Origin of the sequence: Curtobacterium sp. Leaf261 (assembly GCF_001422205.1) — a bacterium.
Taxonomy (GTDB): Bacteria; Actinomycetota; Actinomycetes; order Actinomycetales; family Microbacteriaceae; genus Curtobacterium.
Window position 1 is genome coordinate 1 of record NZ_LMMJ01000009.1, and the last position, 18,678, is coordinate 18,678.

Below are 18,678 nucleotides of genomic sequence, written 5' to 3' on the forward strand. Positions count from 1 at the left end.
ACGACTCCCCCAACCGAAAAGATCAGGATCATCGCACGAGGTCAATAAATTGGCATTGACAATGTGCACGCTGTTGAGTTCTCAAGGACCAGACGCGCTCGGTCTTCCACCCGAAGGTTTCCAACCGAGGCTGAGTTCCGTCATCCCTGTCCGCCCCGTCACCGGGTCAGACTCTGAGATGGTCCCGCTTGAGGGTCCGACGGGGGTCTGGACTGCACCTGATGCGAACATCAGACCGTCTCAGCCGCTCCGCCGCCCTGTGGGGTGACGAGGGATTACTTTACGCAGGCCGACGCCGACGTGCCAAACCAGGCGACCGCCGGGCGTGTCGCGGTCTGCGAGACGGGAGCACCGCCTCCAGTCCGTCGGCGACCGTGATGTCCGGCGGACGGTTCGCGCTCGTCCGCCGGATGCAGCAGCAGCCCGGCTCCCTGGGGAACCGGGCCGCACGACGCCGACGTCATCGACGTGCAAGCACCGGGTTTGTGAGGGAGCCGATCCCCGTGACGTTGACCTCGACGACCTCGCCGTCGTGGATCTCGCCGACACCCGCGGGGGTCCCCGTGAGGATGACGTCTCCGGGGAGCAGGGTCCAGATGGAGGACGCGAACTCGATGAGCGTCGGGATGTCGTGGATCATCTCCGAGGTCGATGCGGCCTGACGGAGTTCGCCATCGACGCGGGTCTCGATCCGGACGTCCGACGGATCGAGATCGGTCTCGATGACCGGCCCGAGCGGGCAGAACGTGTCGAACCCCTTGGCCCGCGCCCACTGACCGTCCCGCTGCTGCAGATCGCGCGCGGTCACGTCGTTCGCGATCGTGTAGCCGAGGATGACGTCCGCGAAGTCCTCACGCCGCACGTTCTTCGCGATCGAGCCGATGACGACCGCCAGCTCCCCCTCGAAGTCGACCCGCCCGACGTCCTGCGGGATGCGGATCGGGTCACCGGGACCGACGACCGCGGTGTTCGGCTTCAGGAACAGCACCGGGTCGTCGGTGGTGGCCTCGTCCATCTCGGCGACGTGGTCCGAGTAGTTGAGTCCGACGCCCACGACCTTGGACCGCGGGATCACCGGGGCGAGCAGCGTGACCCCCCGGCGGTCGACGCGCTCCCCGGTGGGTTCGAAGCCCTGGTAGAGCGGATCGCCCGCGAGCACCACGATGCCCTGGTCGTCGAGGATGCCGTAGCGGGGGTCTTCGCCCTGGGAACTGAACCGTGCGATCTTCACCGTCCGAGCCTAGCGACCGAGCGCGGCGTCGCTCGCGCCTGAGTCCGCTGCGATACCCGCGTCCGCGTCTGCGTCCAGCGCGGTCGTCGGATCGGCATCGGTCAGCTGCACCATCCAGCCGTGCGGATCGGGCCGACGGCCGTACTGGATGTCGGTCAGCTCGTTCCGGAGCGACATCGTCAGCTCTCCCGGGCCCGCTGTCGGTGAACCGATCGTGAAGCCCTCACCGCGGAGCTCCGCGATCGGGGTGACCACGGCCGCGGTCCCGCAGGCGAAGGCCTCGACGATCGAGCCGTCCGCGACACCGTCACGCCACTCGTCGAGCGTCACGCGGCGCTTCTCGACGCGGAGGCCCCGGTCCTCGGCGAGCTGCAGGATCGAGTCCCGGGTGATCCCCTCGAGGATGCTGTCCGAGTCCGGGGTGACGAGGGTGCCGTCGGAGCGGACGAGCACCACGTTCATGCCGCCGAGCTCCTCGAGGTACCGGCCCTCGACCGGGTCGAGGAACATCACCTGCTGGCACCCGTGCTCGTATGCCTCCTGCTGCGGCAGGAGCGACGCGGCGTAGTTGCCGCCCGTCTTCGCGGCGCCGGTACCGCCCTTGCCCGCGCGGCCGTACTCGGTCGACAACCAGATCGACACCGGCTGTGGTCCTGACGAGAAGTACGCGCCCGCCGGGCTCGCGATGACGTGGAACGCTGCCTCGTGCGCGGCACGCACCCCGAGGAACGACTCCGTCGCGATCATGAACGGGCGGAGGTAGAGGCTCGTCTCGTCGGCGCTCGGGACCCAGGCCACGTCGGTGCCGACGAGCTGCCGGATCGCCTCGACGAATATCTCCGTCGGGAGTTCCGGGAGCGCCAGCCGACGGGCGGAACGCTGGAACCGTGCGGCGTTCGACTCCGGACGGAACGTCCACACCGAGCCGTCGCCGTGCCGGTACGCCTTCAGGCCCTCGAAGATCTCCTGCGCGTAGTGCAACACGCTCGCGCTCGGCTGGAGTGTGATCGGACCGTACGGGTGGATCGACGCGTCGTGCCACCCGGCGTCGATCGACCACGACACGGTGGCCATGTGGTCGGTGAAGTACTTGCCGAACCCCGGGTCGCTCAGGATCGTCTCGCGCTCGGCCTCCGCGCGGAGCTCCTGCGACGGCGTCGTGGTGAAGCCCGCGCCGAACGCGGTCGTGCTGTCAGTGGTGGTCACTGCTGGACTCCTGTCGAACGATGACGGTCTGGCCGTCCCTCGAGGGAACGGCCCGGTGCGGGAACGGTCCCGGTGGGGCGGTGGGGCGGTGGGGCGACGGGCCCGGTGCGGCGACGGCCCCATGGTGCGGGGACGTCTTCCTGGAGAGCCTACGACCCCGACCCGGAACGGACCGCGGCAGCGATCGCGTCGCCGATCTCCGCCGTGCTCCGCGAGGTGGCTCCCCGACCCGCGAGGTCCGCCTCCACCGCGCGAGTGACCATCGCTGCCTCGGCACGCCGACCGCGGGAGTCGAGGAGCAGGGCCACGGACAGGATCGCGGCCGTCGGATCGGCCTTCTGCTGACCCGCGATGTCCGGCGCGGACCCGTGCACCGGCTCGAACATGCTCGGGAAGGTGCCGTCCGGGTTGATGTTGCCCGAGGCCGCCAGACCGATGCCGCCGCTGATCGCGCCGGCGAGGTCGGTGATGATGTCGCCGAAGAGGTTGTCCGTGACGATGACGTCGAACACACCCGGGTTCCGCACCATGTGGATGGTCACGGCGTCGACGTGCTGGTAGTCGACCTGCACCTCCGGGTAGTCGGCCCCGACGCTCGCGACGATCCGCTGCCAGAGGTCGCCGGCATGTACGAGGACGTTGCTCTTGTGCACGAGTGTCAGACGCCGCCTCGGCCGCGTGCGAGCGAGGTCGAACGCGTACCGCACGACGCGTTCCACGCCGAACGCGGTGTTCAGCGAGACCTCGGTCGCGATCTCGTGGGGGGTGCCCTTCCGGATGACGCCGCCGTTCCCGACGTACGGGCCCTCGGTGCCCTCGCGGACGACGATGAAGTCGACCTCCCCGGGATCGGCGAGCGGGGACCGGACGTCGGGGTACACCCGCGTCGGTCGGAGGTTGACGTAGTGGTCGAAGGCGAAGCGGAGCTTCAGGAGCAGGCCGCGCTCGATGATGCCGCCGGCGAGCCGGGGGTCGCGCGGGTCGCCCCCGACGGCGCCGAGGAGGATCGCGTCGTGCCCGGCGATCGACGCCATGTCGTCGTCGGTCAGGATGTCGCCGGTCTCGAGGTACCGACCGGCGCCCAGTGTGTAGTCGGTCGTCGTGACGGTCAGGTCGCCGGAGGACGTCGCGGCGTGGAGCACCTTCAGCGCCTCGTCGACGACCTCTGGGCCGATGCCGTCGCCGCGGATGACCGCGAGGTCGAGCGTGGAACCGAGATCAGCGCTCGAGACGTCTTCCGTGCGTGCAGCGTCCGTGCCCGCAGCGTCCGTGGTCACAGCGTCACGTCGATCTCGCGGAGGGACTCGGCGTCGATCGAGGACCGGACCTTCTCGAGCAGCTCGGAGGGTGCCGGCGAGTCGACGGTCAGGACGCTGAGCGCCTGACCACCGGCGGCACGACGGGCGATCTGCATGGCGGCGATGTTGATGCCGGCGTCGCCGAACTCACGACCGTAGACCGCCACGATCCCCGGACGGTCCGTGTAGACCATCACGATGTGGTGCCGGTCGAGCGGGACCTCGACGTCGTAGCCGTTGATCTCGACGATCTTCTCGACCTGCTTCGGCCCGGTGAGCGTACCGGAGACGCTGATCGTCGGCCCGTCCGACTGTGCGCCGCGGATCCTCAGTACGTTCCGGTACTCGGGGCTCTCGTCGTCGCTGATGAGCCGCACCGTGACCCCGCGCTGCTCGGCGAGGAGCGGCGCGTTGACGTAGCTGACCTGCTCGCTCACCACGTCCGTGAACAGGCCCTTGAGCGCCGCGAGCTTCAGCACGCTGACGTCGTACCTGCTCAGCTCGCCGTGCACCTCGACGTCGACGTTCGTCACCGACGACTCGGCGAGGGACGCGAACACCTGGCCGAGCTTCTCCATGAGCGGGATGCCGGGACGGACGTACGGGTCGATGACCCCACCGGCGACGTTCACCGCGTCCGGCACGAGCTCGCCGCCGAGCGCCAACCGGACGCTCTTGGCGACCGAGACACCGGCCTTCTCCTGCGCCTCGTCCGTCGAGGCACCGAGGTGCGGGGTCACGACGACGTTCGGCAGGCTGGTGAGCGCGTCGGAGGTCGGCGGCTCGGACACGAAGACGTCGAGTCCCGCGCCCGCGATCTCGCCCGACCGCAGCGCCCGGGCGAGGGCGTCCTCGTCGATCAGTCCACCGCGGGCGACGTTGACGATGAACGCGGTCGGCTTCATGATCGCGAACTGGTCGTCGGAGATCATCCCGAGCGTCTCCGGGGTCTTCGGCATGTGGATCGTCACGAAGTCCGCGCGGCGGAGCAGGTCGTCGAGGGAGACGAGCTCGACCCCGAGCTGCTGCGCGCGGGCCGGCGTGACGTAGGGGTCGTAGGCCACGACCTTGACCCCGAAGGCCTGCAGGCGCGCCGTGATGAGCGCACCGATGCGACCGAGCCCGATGATGCCGAGCGTCTTCTCGTAGAGCTCGACACCGGTGTACTGCGATCGCTTCCACGCGCCGGCCGCGAGTGATGCGTGCGCGGCCGGGATGTGCCTGGCGAGGCTCAGGATGTGGCCGACGGTCAGCTCCGCGGCGGAGATGATGTTCGACGTCGGCGCGTTGACGACCATGACCCCGGCGGTCGTCGCGGCCTTGATGTCGACGTTGTCGAGGCCGACACCCGCGCGGGCGATGACCTGGAGCGACGGGGCGGCGGCGATCGCCTCGGCGTCGACCTTCGTCGCGGACCGGACGAGGATCGCGTTCGCCTCGGACAGCGCGGCGAGGAGCGCCGGCCGGTCGGTCCCGTCCACGTTCCGGACGTCGAAGTCCGGCCCGAGGGCGTCGACGGTCGCGGGTGAGAGTTCTTCGGCGATCAGGACGACCGGCTTGGCCACAGGTGGGGTTCCTAACGAGAGGGGTCACGAGACCCGACCATGCTACCGACGCGACGGGTCGCGTTACGGCGCGCGACCGCGATGCGGACGGGAGGCACGGGGCGGCCTGGCACCGTGCCTCCTGTCCGTCTCCTACAGGTTCAGCAGGGTCGGCACGTAGAGCTGGAGGTCGAGCCACACGACGCCCGCGGCTGCGAACGCGACGAAGAAGACGCCGACGGTCCGACCGAGCGACAGCCGGCGCGTCAGGAGCCACGCGACGGCGAACGTGAGCGGCGCGACCAGGACGTCGAGCACGAGCCACGTCCACGGCACGCTCCGGGTGAGTGCCGCTCCCCCGTTCGTCGCCACGAAGTCGTTGAACGCGTGCACGCTCTGGACCACGGAGACGAGGTTGCCGATGCTCTGCCACAGGACGTAGGCGCTGAGGAGGCCGAAGACCGCCCACACGACCGACCGTCCGACGAGGTCGTCCCGACGCGCGACACCGGGCTCGCCCGATGCCGACGGATCCGCCGCGCTCACCCGAAGCTCCTCGTCATGATGAAGGGCCACGGGATGAGCACGACGAGCCCGAGGAGGAGCCAGAGGAACCGCGTCCTGGTCCGGCTGGTGGCACCGACCCAGAGCGTGACGAGGAACCATGCGGCCGGAGCGACGATGGCGATGATCCGGAGGACGTCCACCGCCACGGTCAGCAGGCCGTTCGCACCCGTGACGTACTGGGTCGAGGCGGTGATGAGCCACGCCACCGTGTAGAGCAGGTAGACGGCGCCGATCACGCCCATGCCGACGAGCGACCCGGACCCGGTGGGGGCGTCCGGGTCCCGCTCCCGGCGCGCTCTGGTCGTGACGGCGTTCTCGGACGCATCGACGTACGTCGCGTCGTGCTCGTCGCCCCACGACAGGGCGGCATCGTCGGCGTCGTGCCGGCCGTCCGCGTCGTGCCGGCCGTCCGCGTCGTGCCGGCCGTCCGCGTCGTGCTCGGCCTCCGGCGGGGACGCTGCGTCGTTCACGCCGGACATGCTGTGGTCCTCATCGCTCCAGTGTAGAAGCGACGACCGTGCGGACCGCCGGGAACAGCGGGTGGCTCTCCATGAGCCCGGTGAGGATCTCGGTGAGCGCGTGCGCCGTGGCACCGGAGCGGAGCAGCGCGTGCAGCTCGAACGACTCGGGGTCGTCCTGGTCGTCGAACTCGAGTGCGACGCGGACCGCGCCGAGGAGGTGGTCGACGGGGAGCCCGCGCTCGGCGAGCTGCGCTGCGGGTCCGATGAACCGCTCGCGGCGGCCGAGCTTCCGGAGGGGGTTCCGCCCGACCCGCGCTGTCGTGTCCGGCAGCAGCGGGTTCGCGATCCGGGCGAGGTTCGCCTCGACGTACCGCGCGTGCTCCTGTGGATCGAAGCCGTGCTTCGCGACGAGGAGCGCCGTGGTCTCGGCGAGCACGCCGTCGACCTCGGGGCGGACGTTCTCGTCCTCGAGGGCTTCGCGGATGAGCCGGATGCCGCGGACGAAGCCGTGGTACGCCGCGGTGGCGTGCGCCGTGTTCACGGTGTAGAGCTTCCGCTCGACGAACGGCTGCAGGTCGTCGACCCAGGTCACGCCGTCGATCTCCGGGTGCTCGAGACCGACGCGCAGGAACGGGGTGCGCTCGATGACCCACTCGTAGAACGGCTCGAGGACGACGTCGAGGCCGTTCGCCTGCCCGATGACGCCGATCTGCTCCGGCACGATCCGGTCGATCGCGCAGTTCGCGAAGACCGCCTCGATCTCACGGTCCTCGAGGATCGGAGCCCGGCGGATGCTCGCGTGCAGTGCATCCGTGGCGTTCAGCGCGTTCTCGCAGGCGACGATCGTGACGAGTCCGGCGTCCGCAGACCTGGCGGCGAGCCCCTCGGCGATGACGGGCGCGACGAGCGGCAGCGTCCTGGCACCGACGGCCGTCGTGACGACGTCGGCCTCCGCGATCGCACGGATCACGTTCTGCCGGTCGGTCTTGCTGTTCCTGGCGCGGAACCCGGAGACGATGTGGTCGACCGGGACGTCCCCGACCTCGTGGACGACGAAACGTCCCGCGTCGTTCAGCGCGCTGACCACGCGGTCGTCGACGTCGACGAAGGTGAGGTCGTACCCGCTCGCCGCGAGGAACTGGCCCACGAATCCGCGGCCGATCTTGCCGGCGCCGATGTGGACCGCTCGTCTCCCTACCGCCATTCGACGATCCTCCCACGGCCCGAGGGCCGCTCCGGACGTCCCGGGGCCGTCGCGCATCGCGACACTGCGCGCGGTTCGGACATCGCGCGCGACCGGGTCGCCGAAGTCGCCGTGGACACGGGCATCACGGCGTCGAGGAGCGTTCGGTTCTGCTGCATAACGTTCGGGTCACATCGCGAAGCGGCGGTGCGGGTGCACCGCCGCTTCGTCATCGAAGGGTGACTGTGACTCTAGCGGGCCGCGGAACCGTCGACGTAGTCCGAGTCGGTCTGCTTCCATGCGAAGAGCTTGCGCAGCTCACGGCCGGTGGCCTCGATCGGGTGGCCCTCGCCCTTCTCGCGAAGTGCCGTGAACTCGGGTGCTCCGGCGTCCTGGTCGTCGATGAAGCGCTTCGCGAACGCACCCGACTGGATGTCGTCGAGGACGGCCTTCATGTTGTCCTTGACATGCGGGTCGATGACGCGCGGGCCGGAGACGTAGTCACCGAACTCGGCCGTGTCGGAGATCGACCAGCGCTGCTTGGTGAGGCCACCCTCCCAGATCAGGTCGACGATGAGCTTCAGCTCGTGCAGGACCTCGAAGTAGGCGATCTGCGGCTGGTACCCCGCCTCGACGAGGGTCTCGAAGCCGTACTGGATGAGCTGCGAGGTCCCGCCGCAGAGCACGGCCTGCTCGCCGAACAGGTCGGTCTCGGTCTCCTCGGTGAAGGTGGTCTTGATGCCACCGGAACGGAGGCCGCCGATCGCCTTGGAGTAGCTCCATGCGAGGTCCCAGGCGCTGCCTGAGGCATCGACCTCGACCGCGACGATGACGGGCACGCCACGGCCGGCCTCGTACTCGCGACGGACCGTGTGGCCGGGGCCCTTCGGCGCGACGAGCACGACGTCGACGCCCTCCGGGGCCTCGATGTAGCCGAAGCGGATGTTGAAGCCGTGCCCGAAGACGAGCGCCTTGCCCTCGCCGATGTTCGGCTGGATCTCGTCCTTGTAGACGTGGCGCTGGACCTGGTCCGGCGTGAGGATGACGATGACGTCGGCCCACGCGGTGGCCTCGGCGGGGGTCTGGACGGTGAAGCCCGCCTCCTCTGCCTTGACGCGGCTCTTCGAACCCTCCTGGAGCCCGACGACGACCTCGACACCGGAGTCACGGAGGTTCAGCGCGTGCGCGTGGCCCTGCGAGCCGTAGCCGATGACGGCGACCTTCTTGCCCTGGATGATCGACAGGTCGGCGTCGGCGTCGTACACGATGTCAGTCACGGTGGTGGTTCTCCTTGGTTGTTCGTTGTCTTGTGCGTGTTCGGATCGAGCCCTGCCTGGTCAGCGGGACACCCGGTCTCTCAGCGAGTTGCTGCGGATCGAGCCCCGCCCTGTCAGCGGGACACTCTGTCCGTGATGCTCTTCGGGCCACGGCCCATGCCGAGGAGTCCCGCACGTGCGAGCTCCTTGACGCCGTAGGGTTCGAGGACCCGGAGGATGGCCTGGATCTTGCCGGGGTCGCCGGTGACCTCGACGATGAGCGAGTCCGACGCGACGTCGACGACGCTCGCGCGGAACAGGTTCACCGCCTCGAGCACCTGGGACCTGGTCTGGTTGTCGACGCGCACCTTGATGAGCATGTGCTCGCGCTGCACCGACTGGGAGAAGTCGAGCTCGACGATCTTGATGACGTTGATCAGCTTGTTCAGCTGCTTCGTCACCTGCTCGAGCGGCAGGTCCTCGACGTCGACGACGACCGTGATCCGGGACAGGCCCTCGACCTCGGTCGTCCCGACGGCGAGCGACTCGATGTTGAAGCCGCGACGGGCGAAGAGCCCGGCGACGCGGGTCAGCAGACCCGGCTTGTCCTCGACGAGGAGGGACAGGACGTGGCTCATGCGGGCCTCCCGGTCATGTCGGCGTCCTCGTCGTCCCAGCTGGGGGCGAGGGCGCGGGCGTGCTGGATCGCGGAGTTCGAGACACCCTGCGGGACCATCGGCCAGACCATCGAGTCGCGGCTCACCACGAAGTCGATGACGACGGGCCGGTCGTTCGTGGCGAGGGCCAGGTTGATCGCGTCGTCGATCTCGGACTCCTTCGTGACGCGGATGCCGAGTGCCCCGTACGCGTCGGCGAGCTTCACGAAGTCCGGGACCATCCGGGAGCCGTGTCCGGTGTTCAGGTCGGTGAACGAATGGCGGCCGTCGTAGAACAGCGTCTGCCACTGGCGCACCATGCCGAGCGAGGAGTTGTTGATGATCGCGACCTTGATCGGGATGTCGTTGATGACGCAGGTCGCGAGCTCCTGGTTCGTCATCTGGAAACAGCCGTCGCCGTCGATCGCCCAGACCACGCGGTCGGGCTGCCCGACCTTCGCCCCCATCGCCGCCGGGACCGAGTACCCCATGGTGCCCGCGCCGCCGGAGTTCAACCATGCGTTCGGTCGCTCGTACTTGATGAACTGCGCCGACCACATCTGGTGCTGGCCGACCCCGGACGCGTACACGCCCTCGGGCCCCGTGAGCTCGCCGATGCGCTTGATGACGGCCTGCGGCGCGAGGAGTCCGTCGTCGGGCTCCGCGTACCCGAGCGGGAACTCCTCGCGGATGCCGTTCAACCGGGCCCACCACTCGGAGGTGTCGGCGCGGTCGGCGGCGGGGATGTCCGTCCACGCCGCGACGAGGTCGGTGATGACCTCTTTCGCGTCGCCGACGATCGGGACGTCGGCGAACCGGATCTTGGAGATCTCGGCCGGGTCGATGTCGACGTGGACGACCTTGGCGTCCGGCGCGAACTCGTCGACCTTGCCCGTCACCCGGTCGTCGAACCGCGCCCCGATCGCGACGATGAGGTCGCTCTCCTGGAGGCCGAGGACCGCCGGGACGGTGCCGTGCATCCCGGGCATCCCGAGGTGCTGCTGGTGCGAGTCGGGGAACGCCCCGCGCGCCATGAGCGTCGTGACGACGGGGACGCCGGTGGCCTCGGCGAGGCGGAGGAGCTCCGCCGACGCACCGGATCGGATGACGCCGCCGCCGACGTAGAAGACCGGGCGCTCGGCGTCTGCCAGGAGCTGCGCGGCCGCGGTGATCTGCTTGCCGTGCGCCTTGGTCACCGGGCGGTACCCGGGGAGGTCGACCTTCGGTGGCCACGAGAACGGCGCCGACTTCTGCTGTGCGTCCTTGGTGATGTCGACGAGCACGGGGCCGGGGCGGCCGGTCGTCGCGATCTGGTATGCCGCCGCCAGGGTCGCGGGGACCTCCGCCGGGTCGGTGACCAGGAACGAGTGCTTGGTGATCGGCATCGTGATGCCGACGATGTCCGCCTCTTGGAAGGCGTCCGTGCCCATGAGCGTCGAGAACACCTGACCGGTGATCGCGATGAACGGCACCGAGTCCATGTACGCGTCGGCGATCGCGGTGACGAGGTTCGTCGCACCGGGACCCGACGTGGCGATCGCGACCCCGACGCGGCCGGACGCTGCCGCGTAGCCCTCGGCTGCGTGGCCGGCGCCCTGCTCGTGTCGGACCAGGATGTGCCGGATGGTGGTCGACGCCATCAGTTCGTCGTAGAACGGGATGATCGCACCGCCCGGGAGCCCGAAGACGTCGGTGATCCCGAGGTGTTCGAGCGAGCGCAGGACGGCGCCGGACCCGGTGAGGATCTCGGGAGCGCGCCTGGCACCCGCGGCGGACAGCGGAGTTGCTTCCGGAGGCATGGGGTTCCTAGCCGTAGATGGTGGATCGAGCCGGACCCGTGCGGACACGGATCCCGGACCGCTCAGCTTGTGACCGCTCAGCTCGAGACAGCCCAGCTCGAGACAGCTCAGCCTGTGACTGCGCCGTTGGCGGCGGACTGCACGAGCTTCGCGTACTTCGCGAGGACTCCGCGGGTGTACCGCGGGGGCAGCGGAGCCCAGCCGGTACGGCGGGCTTCCAGCTCGGCCGGGTCGACCAGTAGGTCGAGCGTGCGAGCGGCGATGTCGACCCGAATCTGGTCACCATCGCGCACGAAGGCGACTGGACCTGCGTCCACTGCCTCCGGTGCTATGTGGCCGATGCACAGGCCGGTTGTGCCGCCTGAGAATCGTCCGTCGGTCAAGAGTAGTACATCCTTGCCGAGGCCGGCGCCCTTGATGGCCGCCGTGATCGCGAGCATCTCGCGCATGCCCGGCCCGCCCTTCGGGCCCTCGTACCGGATGACCACGACGTCGCCCTTCTGGACGCGCCCCTCGGTCAGGGCGTCCATGGCGGCGCGCTCGCGGTCGAAGACCCGGGCCGGACCCTGGAACACCTCGGCGTCGAACCCGGCGGTCTTGACGACGGCGCCCTCCGGCGCGAACGTCCCCTGCAGGATCGTGAGCCCGCCGGTGGCGTGGATCGGGTCGTCGAGCTTCCGCATGACCTTGCCGTCGAGCTCCGGCGGATCGATCGCCGCGAGGTTCTCGGCGACGGTCCCGCCGGTGACCGTCAGGCAGTCGCCGTGCAGGAGCCCGGCGTCGAGGAGCGCCTTCATGACGACGGGGATGCCGCCGTTCCGGTCCACGTCGACCATGACGTACTGCCCGAACGGCTTCATGTCGGCGATGTGCGGGACTTTCGAGCCGATGCGGTTGAAGTCGTCGAGGGTGAGCTCGACCTCTGCTTCGTGCGCGATCGCGAGCAGGTGCAGCACCGCGTTCGTGGAACCGCCGAGGGCCATGAGAACGGTGATCGCGTTCTCGAAGGCCTCCCGCGTGAGGATCTGGCGCGCGGTGATGCCCTTGCGGAGCATGTTCACCACGGCCTCGCCGGAGCGGTGCGCGTAGTAGTCGCGGCGACGGTCCGCCGACGGCGGGGCCGCCGAGCCCGGGAGGCTCATGCCGAGGGCCTCCGCGAGGGACGCCATCGTGTTCGCGGTGTACATGCCGCCGCAGGCACCTTCGCCCGGGACGATCGCACACTCGATCTTCTTGAGCTCCTCCTCGGTCATCGTGCCCGCCTTGCAGGCACCCACGCCCTCGAACGAGTCGATGATCGTGACCTGCTTCTCGGTGCCGTCCGGCTGCTTGACGTAGCCGGGCATCACCGAGCCGGCGTAGAGGAACACGCTCGCGAGGTCGAGCCGCGCGGCCGCCATGAGCATGCCCGGCAGCGACTTGTCACACCCGGCGAGGAGCACGGAGCCGTCGAGGCGCTCGGCCATCATCACGGTCTCGACGCTGTCGGCGATGACCTCGCGCGAGACGAGCGAGAAGTGCATGCCCTCGTGGCCCATCGAGATGCCGTCGGACACGGAGATCGTGCCGAACTGGAGGGGGTACCCCCCGCCGGAGTGCACGCCCTCCTTCGCGCCCTGTGCGAGGCGGTCGAGCGACAGGTTGCACGGCGTGATCTCGTTCCACGACGACGCGATGCCGATCTGCGGCTTGTCCCAGTCCTCGTCGCCCATGCCGACGGCACGGAGCATTCCTCGGGAGGTGGTCGCTTCGATCCCGTCGGTGACGACTCGTGACCGGGGCTTGACGTCGATATCAGGCATGCGCCGAGTCTACGACGAAGTGGGATACCAGCCACGCACCTTCATGCGAACGCATCTTCAGCGGGTGGCCCGGAGGCGCGCCAGGGCCTTGAGCACGTCCGTGAGTCCGGCCGGGTCCTCGACCCGGTACCGCGCCGCGGTGTCCCCGGGACCCACCTTGACGCCGAGGTCGGCGGCGTCCTGGTCGAGGACGGCGAAGCCGTCCTCGTCGGTCGTGTCGTCGCCGGCGAACACCACGGCGTCGGCCTGGAGGATCGTCCGCAGTCGCGAGATCGCGTCGCCCTTCGTGACGTGGCGGATCGAGAACTCGAGGATGTCCTTGCCGGCGCGGACGTGCACGTCCGGGTGGGCGGCGGACACCGAGGCGCGCGCGTCGTCGTCTGCCGCGCGTGCGGCATCAGCGGACACCCTGCGCGTGTGCACGCCGTGACCGGCGGGCTTGTGCTCGATGACGACACCGGGGTGCCGCGCACCGACCTCGTCGAGGATCGCACCGACGGCGTCGACCGCGGCGCGCTCGTCGTCGGACAGCGCCTCGGACGGCTGACCGTCGACGCGCCACTCGACCCCGTGCGACCCGACGAGGGACATGCTCGGCGGTGCCTGCGTGACGCGCTCGAGGCTCTCCAGCGAGCGCCCGGAGACGAGGACGACGTGGGTGTCCCGAGCCCGGTCGAGCGTCAGCACCGCGGCCCATGATCCCGGGAGCGCCCCGACCTGTCCCGGGTCGTCGGCGAAGGGTGCGAGGGTGCCGTCGAAGTCGAGCGCGACGAGGAGCGTGTCCGCCGCGGCGGTCCGCGCCACCGCGGCGGTGATCGCGGTCTCGTCGTCGGTCGTTCCGCCGACCACGTCGGTTCCGGTGCCGGTCTGCTCGGCCATGTCGTTCCTCCAGTGCGATGCGGATGATGCGCGGGTCGGGACGTGTCCCGGTCACTCAGGCGTCGCGTGCCTCGACGGAGACGGTGTCCGACTGGTCGGCCGCGTGCTCGTCGCCGGGGTCGACCGACTCCGGGTCGATCCCCGGACCCGTCGTGTGCCGGTCGAGCGCCTCGATGAAGAGCCGCGACCAGCGCGCGACGTCGTTGTCCTTGACGCGCTTCCGGAGCGCGCGCATGCGGGTCGAGCGCTCTCGCCGGGGCATCTCCATGCCGCGGGTGATCGTGACCTTGAGCGCCTCGATGTCGTGCGGGTTGATGAGGAGCGCCTGCCGGAGCTCGTCGGCCGCGCCCGCGAACTCGGAGAGGACGAGGACGCCGTCGTTGTCGAACCGGCTCGCGACGTACTCCTTCGCGACGAGGTTCATGCCGTCGCGGAGTGCCGTCACGAGCATGATGTCCGCCGCGAGGTAGAGCGCGACCATCTCCTCGCGCGGGTAGCCGTGGTGGAGGTACGCGATCGGCTGGTGGCTGATGGTGCCGAGGTCGCCGTTGATCCGACCGACCATCAGCTCGATGTCGTCGCGGAGGGTCATGTAGGTGTCGACGCGCTCCCGGCTCGGGCTCGCGACCTGCACGAGGGTGGCGTCCTCGACGTCGACGGTGCCGTCCTCGATGAGCTCGCCGAACGCCTTGATCCGGTGCCGGATGCCCTTGGTGTAGTCCAGCCGGTCCACCCCGAGCAGCACCGTGTCCGGGTTGCCGAGGCCCTCGCGGATCTCCCGGGCGCGGGCCTGGACCTCCGGACGGCGCGCGATCTCCTCGTAGCTGTCGGCGTCGATCGAGATCGGGAAGTGTCTCGCCTCCACCTGCCGGACCGAGATCCCCCGACGGCTGCGCGGTGCGTCCGGGTCGTCGACCGGGACGTTCACCATGCTGCCCTTGGTCGTGTAGCCCTTGATGTGCCGGACGGCCCGCAGGAAGTTCGAGGCGTCGTCATGCCGTTGGAAGCCGATGACGTCGGCCCCGAGCAGCCCGTCGATGATCTGCGCGCGCCACGGGAGCTGCGCGTAGATGCCGACCGCCGGGAACGGGATGTGGTTGAAGAAGCCGATCGTGACGTCCGGGCGGAGCTCGCGGATCAGTCGGGGCACGAGCTGCAGCTGGTAGTCCTGCACCCAGACGACGCCGTTCTCCTCGGTGACGGCCGCCGCGGCCTCCGCGAAGCGCTGGTTCACCCGCTTGTACGCGTTCCACCAGTCCCGGTGGTAGGTCGGCTGCTCGATGACGTCGTGGTAGAGCGGCCAGAGCGTGTCGTTGCTGAAACCCTCGTAGTAGTCGCGCAGCTCGTCCTCGGACAGCGGGACGGGCACGATGTGGATGCCGTCGTTGTCGAACGGGTCGACGCTGACGTCCGCCTGCCCTGCCCACCCGACCCACGCGCCGTCGTTGGCACGCATGACGGGTTCGAGCGCGGTGACGAGCCCGCCGGGTGAGTGGCGCCACCCCTCGGTGCCGTCGTCGGCGACGACGCGGTCGACCGGGAGTCGGTTCGAGACGACCACGAAGCCGTACTGCTCGCGATCCGCGGTCGTCGTCGGGGTGTCCGTGGTGGGCTGTGCCGGTGCGTCTTCGGGCATGTGGTGCGGGTTCTCCGATCGGTCGCCGACGCGATCCGAGGAGGTCTCGCGAGGCGGGGCCAGGCTACCAGCGGCCTGACGGGGCGGCCTCGTCATGTGTGGGCGCGTGCGCCTGCCGTCCGGAGGCGGGCGCGTGCGCCTGCCGACCGGGAGGCACGGGTAGCGTTCCGGGAATGGCTCGCACCCGCATGTGGCAGAACGGTTCGATCGGCGCTGAGGACTTCCCGGTCGAGGACGTCTCCGACCACCTGGCCGAGCCGGACCGCGTCGTCTGGGTCGACTTCACCGATCCGACCGCGGCGGACCTCGCGCTGGTCGAGGACGAGCTCGGCGTGCACGAGCTCGCGAGCGAGGACGCGCTCGAACCCGGGCAGCGCGCGAAGCTCGACCGGTACCGGCACGGGATGTTCCTCGTCGTCTGGGACATCACCTGTCCCGGGGGTGGGAGCGAGCTCGTCACGCACGAGGTCAAGGCGTTCATCACCAAGCAGGCGATCGTCACCATGCACGGCACCGACTTCGACATGTCCGAGATCGTGACGCGGTGGGACGCGAACCCGGAACTCGCGTCGCACGGGGTGCCGTTCCTCATGTGGGGGCTGTTCGACGTGGTCGCCGACCATGCGACGGCCACCACGGAGCGGATCGAGGAGCTCATCGACACGCTCGAGGAGGACCTGTTCGACGCCGACGAGGGCACCGGGTCCGGCTCGGGGTCGGGGTCCGGCTCGGGATCGGGGTCCGGGTCCGGCTCGCGCTCCGGGTCGGGGTCCATCCAGCGCCGGTCGTTCGCCCTGCGGAAGTCGCTCGGCACCATCCGCCGGCTCGTCGTCCCCATGCGCGACGTCGTGCAGTCGATCCTCCGCGGGGACGCCGCCGACGTGTCCGACGGCATCCGCCCCTACTTCCGCGACGTCGCAGACCACGTCAACAGCGTCGCCGACCAGTCCGACTCGCTCCGGGACGCCGTGTCGAGCGTGCTCGAGACGAACCTCAACCTGGCCTCGAACCGGCAGAACCTCGTGATGAAGAAGGTGACGAGCTGGGCCGCCATCATCGCGATCCCGACGGCGATCACGGGGTTCTTCGGTCAGAACGTGAAGTTCCCGGGCGAGGGCGCGTGGACGGGCCTCCTCGCGAGCCTGGTGCTCATCGTGGCGACGAGCACCGTGCTCTACGGGGTGTTCAAGCGGCGCGACTGGCTGTAGCGCGCGGGCGGGAGCGCGATCGGCAGCGGTTCATGCTCGCGCATCGGGCGACATGTCCTCGCGGATGCGACGTCGCTCCCGCCCGGTGATGTCGCACGATGCACGCGCACATGATGCGTGCGCATGGTGCGACACCCGCACCGGTTCACGACGTCGCTCCCGCCCGGTGATGTCGCACGATGCACGTGCATGGACCGACGCCGACCGCTCCCGGACGGCCAGCCGACGCCGCCGGGTACACGCGACACGCGCCAGGGGCGGTCGGACCGCACCGGACGGGAGGTGCGGTGCCAGGCCGACCCGTGCCTCCCGGCCGGTGGGTGGGCGCGTCCGACGGCTTGCGGCCAAACCGACTGGACCACGCCGAACACCCCGTGATTCTGTCGCTTCGCGGCCGAACCGACAGCCGCGCCAGGCCGACCCGTGCCTCCCGGCCGGTGGGCCGGTGGGTGGGCGCGCCCGACGGCTTGCGGCCAAACCGACCGGACAGCGCCGAACATCTCGCGATCCTGTCGCTTTGCGGCCGAACCGACAGCCGCGCGAGGCCGCAGGCACCCACACCCGCACCCGCACCCGCCTGCAGCCGCGCACCCGCGCCCGCCTGCACCCGCGCACGCCCGCACCCGCGCGCCCGCCCTAGAGCAGCAGCGCCGCCACACCCGCCACGACCGTGAGCGGCGCGACGATGCACCCGAGCAGCATGTAGCGCCCCCAGGAGAGCTCCACGCCCTCGGCCCGGAGCCGCGCGTGCCAGAGCAGCGTCGCCAGCGAGGCCCACGGCGTGATGAGGCAGCCGGCGTTCACCCCGACGAGGAGCGCCGCGTACCGCAGAGGCTCCCCCGCAGCCGCGGGCTCGAGCACCAGGTACGCCGGCAGGTTGTCGATCGCGTTCGAGGCCACCCCGCCGGCACCGCCGAGGGCGAGCAGGTCCCCGAACGACGTCCCGCCGGAGCCGCCGCCCCGGATCGCGGACACCAGCGGGTCGGTCAGCCCCGTCGCGTGCAGGGTCTCGACGACCACGAACAGCCCCGCGGCGAGCAGGAGCGGCTGCCACGGCACCCGGCTCACCCGGAGCGAGGACGGCTGGCGGACCGCCGCGACGGCCACGAGCACCACCGCGGCGGCGATCGCGGCGATCCACACCGTGACGCCGGCCGTGAGCGCGACGACGAGCGCGAGCAGGACGACGACGGCCGCCAGGAAGAACCCGCGGTCCGCCGGGACCCGGATCCCCGACGGCTCGTACCGCCCGAACAGCTGCTTCCGGAACACCACGAGGAGCACCGCGCACGGCACGACCACCCCGGCGAGCGCCGCCCAGACCATGAGGCCGGCGAACGGCAGGGGGCCGTCGAGCCCGATCTTCGTCACCGCGAGGAGGTTGGTCAGGTTGGACACCGGCAGCAGGAGCGACGCGGTGTTCGCGAGCCACACCGTCGTGAGCGCGAACGGCATGGGCGGCAGCCCGACGCGCCGCGCGAGCGTGATCACGATCGGGGTGAGGAGCACGGCGGTCGTGTCGATCGACAGGAACACCGTGCAGAGGACCGCGAGGACCACGACGGCACCCCACAGCCCGATCGTCCGCCCGCCGCCCACCCGCGCGGCGAGGTCGGCGAGCCGGTCGAAGACCCCGGCGTCGGACGCGAGCTCGGCGACGATGGTCAGCCCGAGGACGAACGCGAGGACCGGGATGACACGGTCGGCGAGCTCGACGAGGGTCGGGACGGGGAGCAGTCCCGTGGCGACGGCGATCCCGCCGAGCACGAGCAGTCCTGCACCGATGGCGGCTTGACGCACGGGTCCTCCTCGACCGCGACGGACCGACGGAGGGGCCGGCCCGGACCGAACCGGTGGGGGAACCGGTCCGTGACGGCGGTCCGACAGGGAGATCGGCCCGCACCGTGCGCGCTGCGACCGGCGCTCCAATGTACCCGCGGGTACGGTTGCCC

At 70.2% G+C, this 18,678-nt stretch carries 15 protein-coding genes; 1 reads left to right on the forward strand and 14 read right to left on the reverse strand.

Going from position 1 to position 18,678, the window contains the following annotated elements; genetic code table 11:
- Positions 1–460: 460 nt before the first annotated feature.
- The 13 genes from ASF23_RS11180 to ASF23_RS11240 form a co-directional block, all read right to left on the reverse strand.
- On the reverse strand, positions 461–1,231 hold the full coding sequence (locus ASF23_RS11180) for a fumarylacetoacetate hydrolase family protein (RefSeq protein WP_055953345.1): 771 nt from the start codon (positions 1,229–1,231) through the stop codon (positions 461–463).
- 9 nt (positions 1,232–1,240) lie between these two features.
- Positions 1,241–2,437 carry a branched-chain amino acid aminotransferase gene (locus tag ASF23_RS11185; RefSeq protein ID WP_162236755.1) on the reverse strand — a complete coding sequence of 399 codons (1,197 nt, stop codon included), beginning with the start codon at positions 2,435–2,437 and terminating at the stop codon, positions 1,241–1,243.
- Positions 2,438–2,586: 149 nt separating this feature from the next.
- Complete coding sequence (locus tag ASF23_RS11190; RefSeq protein WP_082474075.1) at positions 2,587–3,714, reverse strand: 3-isopropylmalate dehydrogenase; 1,128 nt, start codon at positions 3,712–3,714, stop codon at positions 2,587–2,589.
- On the reverse strand, positions 3,711–5,300 hold the full coding sequence (gene serA / locus ASF23_RS11195) for a phosphoglycerate dehydrogenase (RefSeq protein ID WP_055953348.1): 1,590 nt from the start codon (positions 5,298–5,300) through the stop codon (positions 3,711–3,713). Before serA ends, ASF23_RS11190 begins: the two co-directional genes overlap by 4 nt.
- Positions 5,301–5,432: 132 nt before the next feature.
- Entirely contained in the window at positions 5,433–5,825 is a 393-nt protein-coding gene (locus ASF23_RS11200) for a hypothetical protein (RefSeq protein WP_055953350.1), read from the reverse strand.
- Entirely contained in the window at positions 5,822–6,325 is a 504-nt protein-coding gene (locus ASF23_RS11205) for a hypothetical protein (protein WP_055953353.1), read from the reverse strand. The genes ASF23_RS11200 and ASF23_RS11205 overlap by 4 nt, the downstream gene beginning before the upstream one ends.
- A 10-nt stretch (positions 6,326–6,335) precedes the next feature.
- Positions 6,336–7,511 (reverse strand): mannitol-1-phosphate 5-dehydrogenase, encoded by a 1,176-nt coding sequence (locus tag ASF23_RS11210; RefSeq protein ID WP_055953356.1) that lies wholly within the window; start codon positions 7,509–7,511, stop codon positions 6,336–6,338.
- 230 nt (positions 7,512–7,741) lie between these two features.
- Complete coding sequence (gene ilvC / locus ASF23_RS11215) at positions 7,742–8,767, reverse strand: ketol-acid reductoisomerase (RefSeq protein WP_055953358.1); 1,026 nt, start codon at positions 8,765–8,767, stop codon at positions 7,742–7,744.
- A gap of 113 nt (positions 8,768–8,880) precedes the next feature.
- Positions 8,881–9,384: an acetolactate synthase small subunit gene (ilvN, locus tag ASF23_RS11220; RefSeq protein ID WP_055953360.1), complete on the reverse strand. Its 504-nt coding sequence runs from the start codon at positions 9,382–9,384 to the stop codon at positions 8,881–8,883.
- Positions 9,381–11,201 (reverse strand): acetolactate synthase large subunit, encoded by a 1,821-nt coding sequence (locus ASF23_RS11225; protein ID WP_055953362.1) that lies wholly within the window; start codon positions 11,199–11,201, stop codon positions 9,381–9,383. The genes ilvN and ASF23_RS11225 overlap by 4 nt, the downstream gene beginning before the upstream one ends.
- Positions 11,202–11,308: 107 nt before the next feature.
- The gene (gene ilvD / locus ASF23_RS11230) at positions 11,309–13,003 is read right to left on the reverse strand and encodes a dihydroxy-acid dehydratase (RefSeq protein ID WP_055953364.1); all 1,695 of its coding nucleotides are present in this window, start codon (positions 13,001–13,003) and stop codon (positions 11,309–11,311) included.
- Between the two features lie 57 nt (positions 13,004–13,060).
- Positions 13,061–13,882 (reverse strand): trehalose-phosphatase, encoded by an 822-nt coding sequence (otsB, locus tag ASF23_RS11235; protein WP_055953367.1) that lies wholly within the window; start codon positions 13,880–13,882, stop codon positions 13,061–13,063.
- A gap of 55 nt (positions 13,883–13,937) precedes the next feature.
- A complete protein-coding gene (locus ASF23_RS11240) occupies positions 13,938–15,518 on the reverse strand; it encodes an alpha,alpha-trehalose-phosphate synthase (UDP-forming) (RefSeq protein WP_055953369.1) in 1,581 nt (526 codons plus the stop codon).
- A 173-nt stretch (positions 15,519–15,691) separates the two neighbouring features.
- On the opposite strand from ASF23_RS11240, the gene ASF23_RS11245 reads away from it, so the two are divergent.
- Entirely contained in the window at positions 15,692–16,726 is a 1,035-nt protein-coding gene (locus ASF23_RS11245; protein ID WP_055953372.1) for a magnesium transporter CorA family protein, read from the forward strand.
- A 636-nt stretch (positions 16,727–17,362) separates the two neighbouring features.
- On the opposite strand, the gene ASF23_RS11250 is transcribed toward ASF23_RS11245, so the two are convergent.
- Positions 17,363–18,526 carry an SLC13 family permease gene (locus ASF23_RS11250; protein ID WP_055953375.1) on the reverse strand — a complete coding sequence of 388 codons (1,164 nt, stop codon included), beginning with the start codon at positions 18,524–18,526 and terminating at the stop codon, positions 17,363–17,365.
- Positions 18,527–18,678 lie beyond the last annotated feature (152 nt).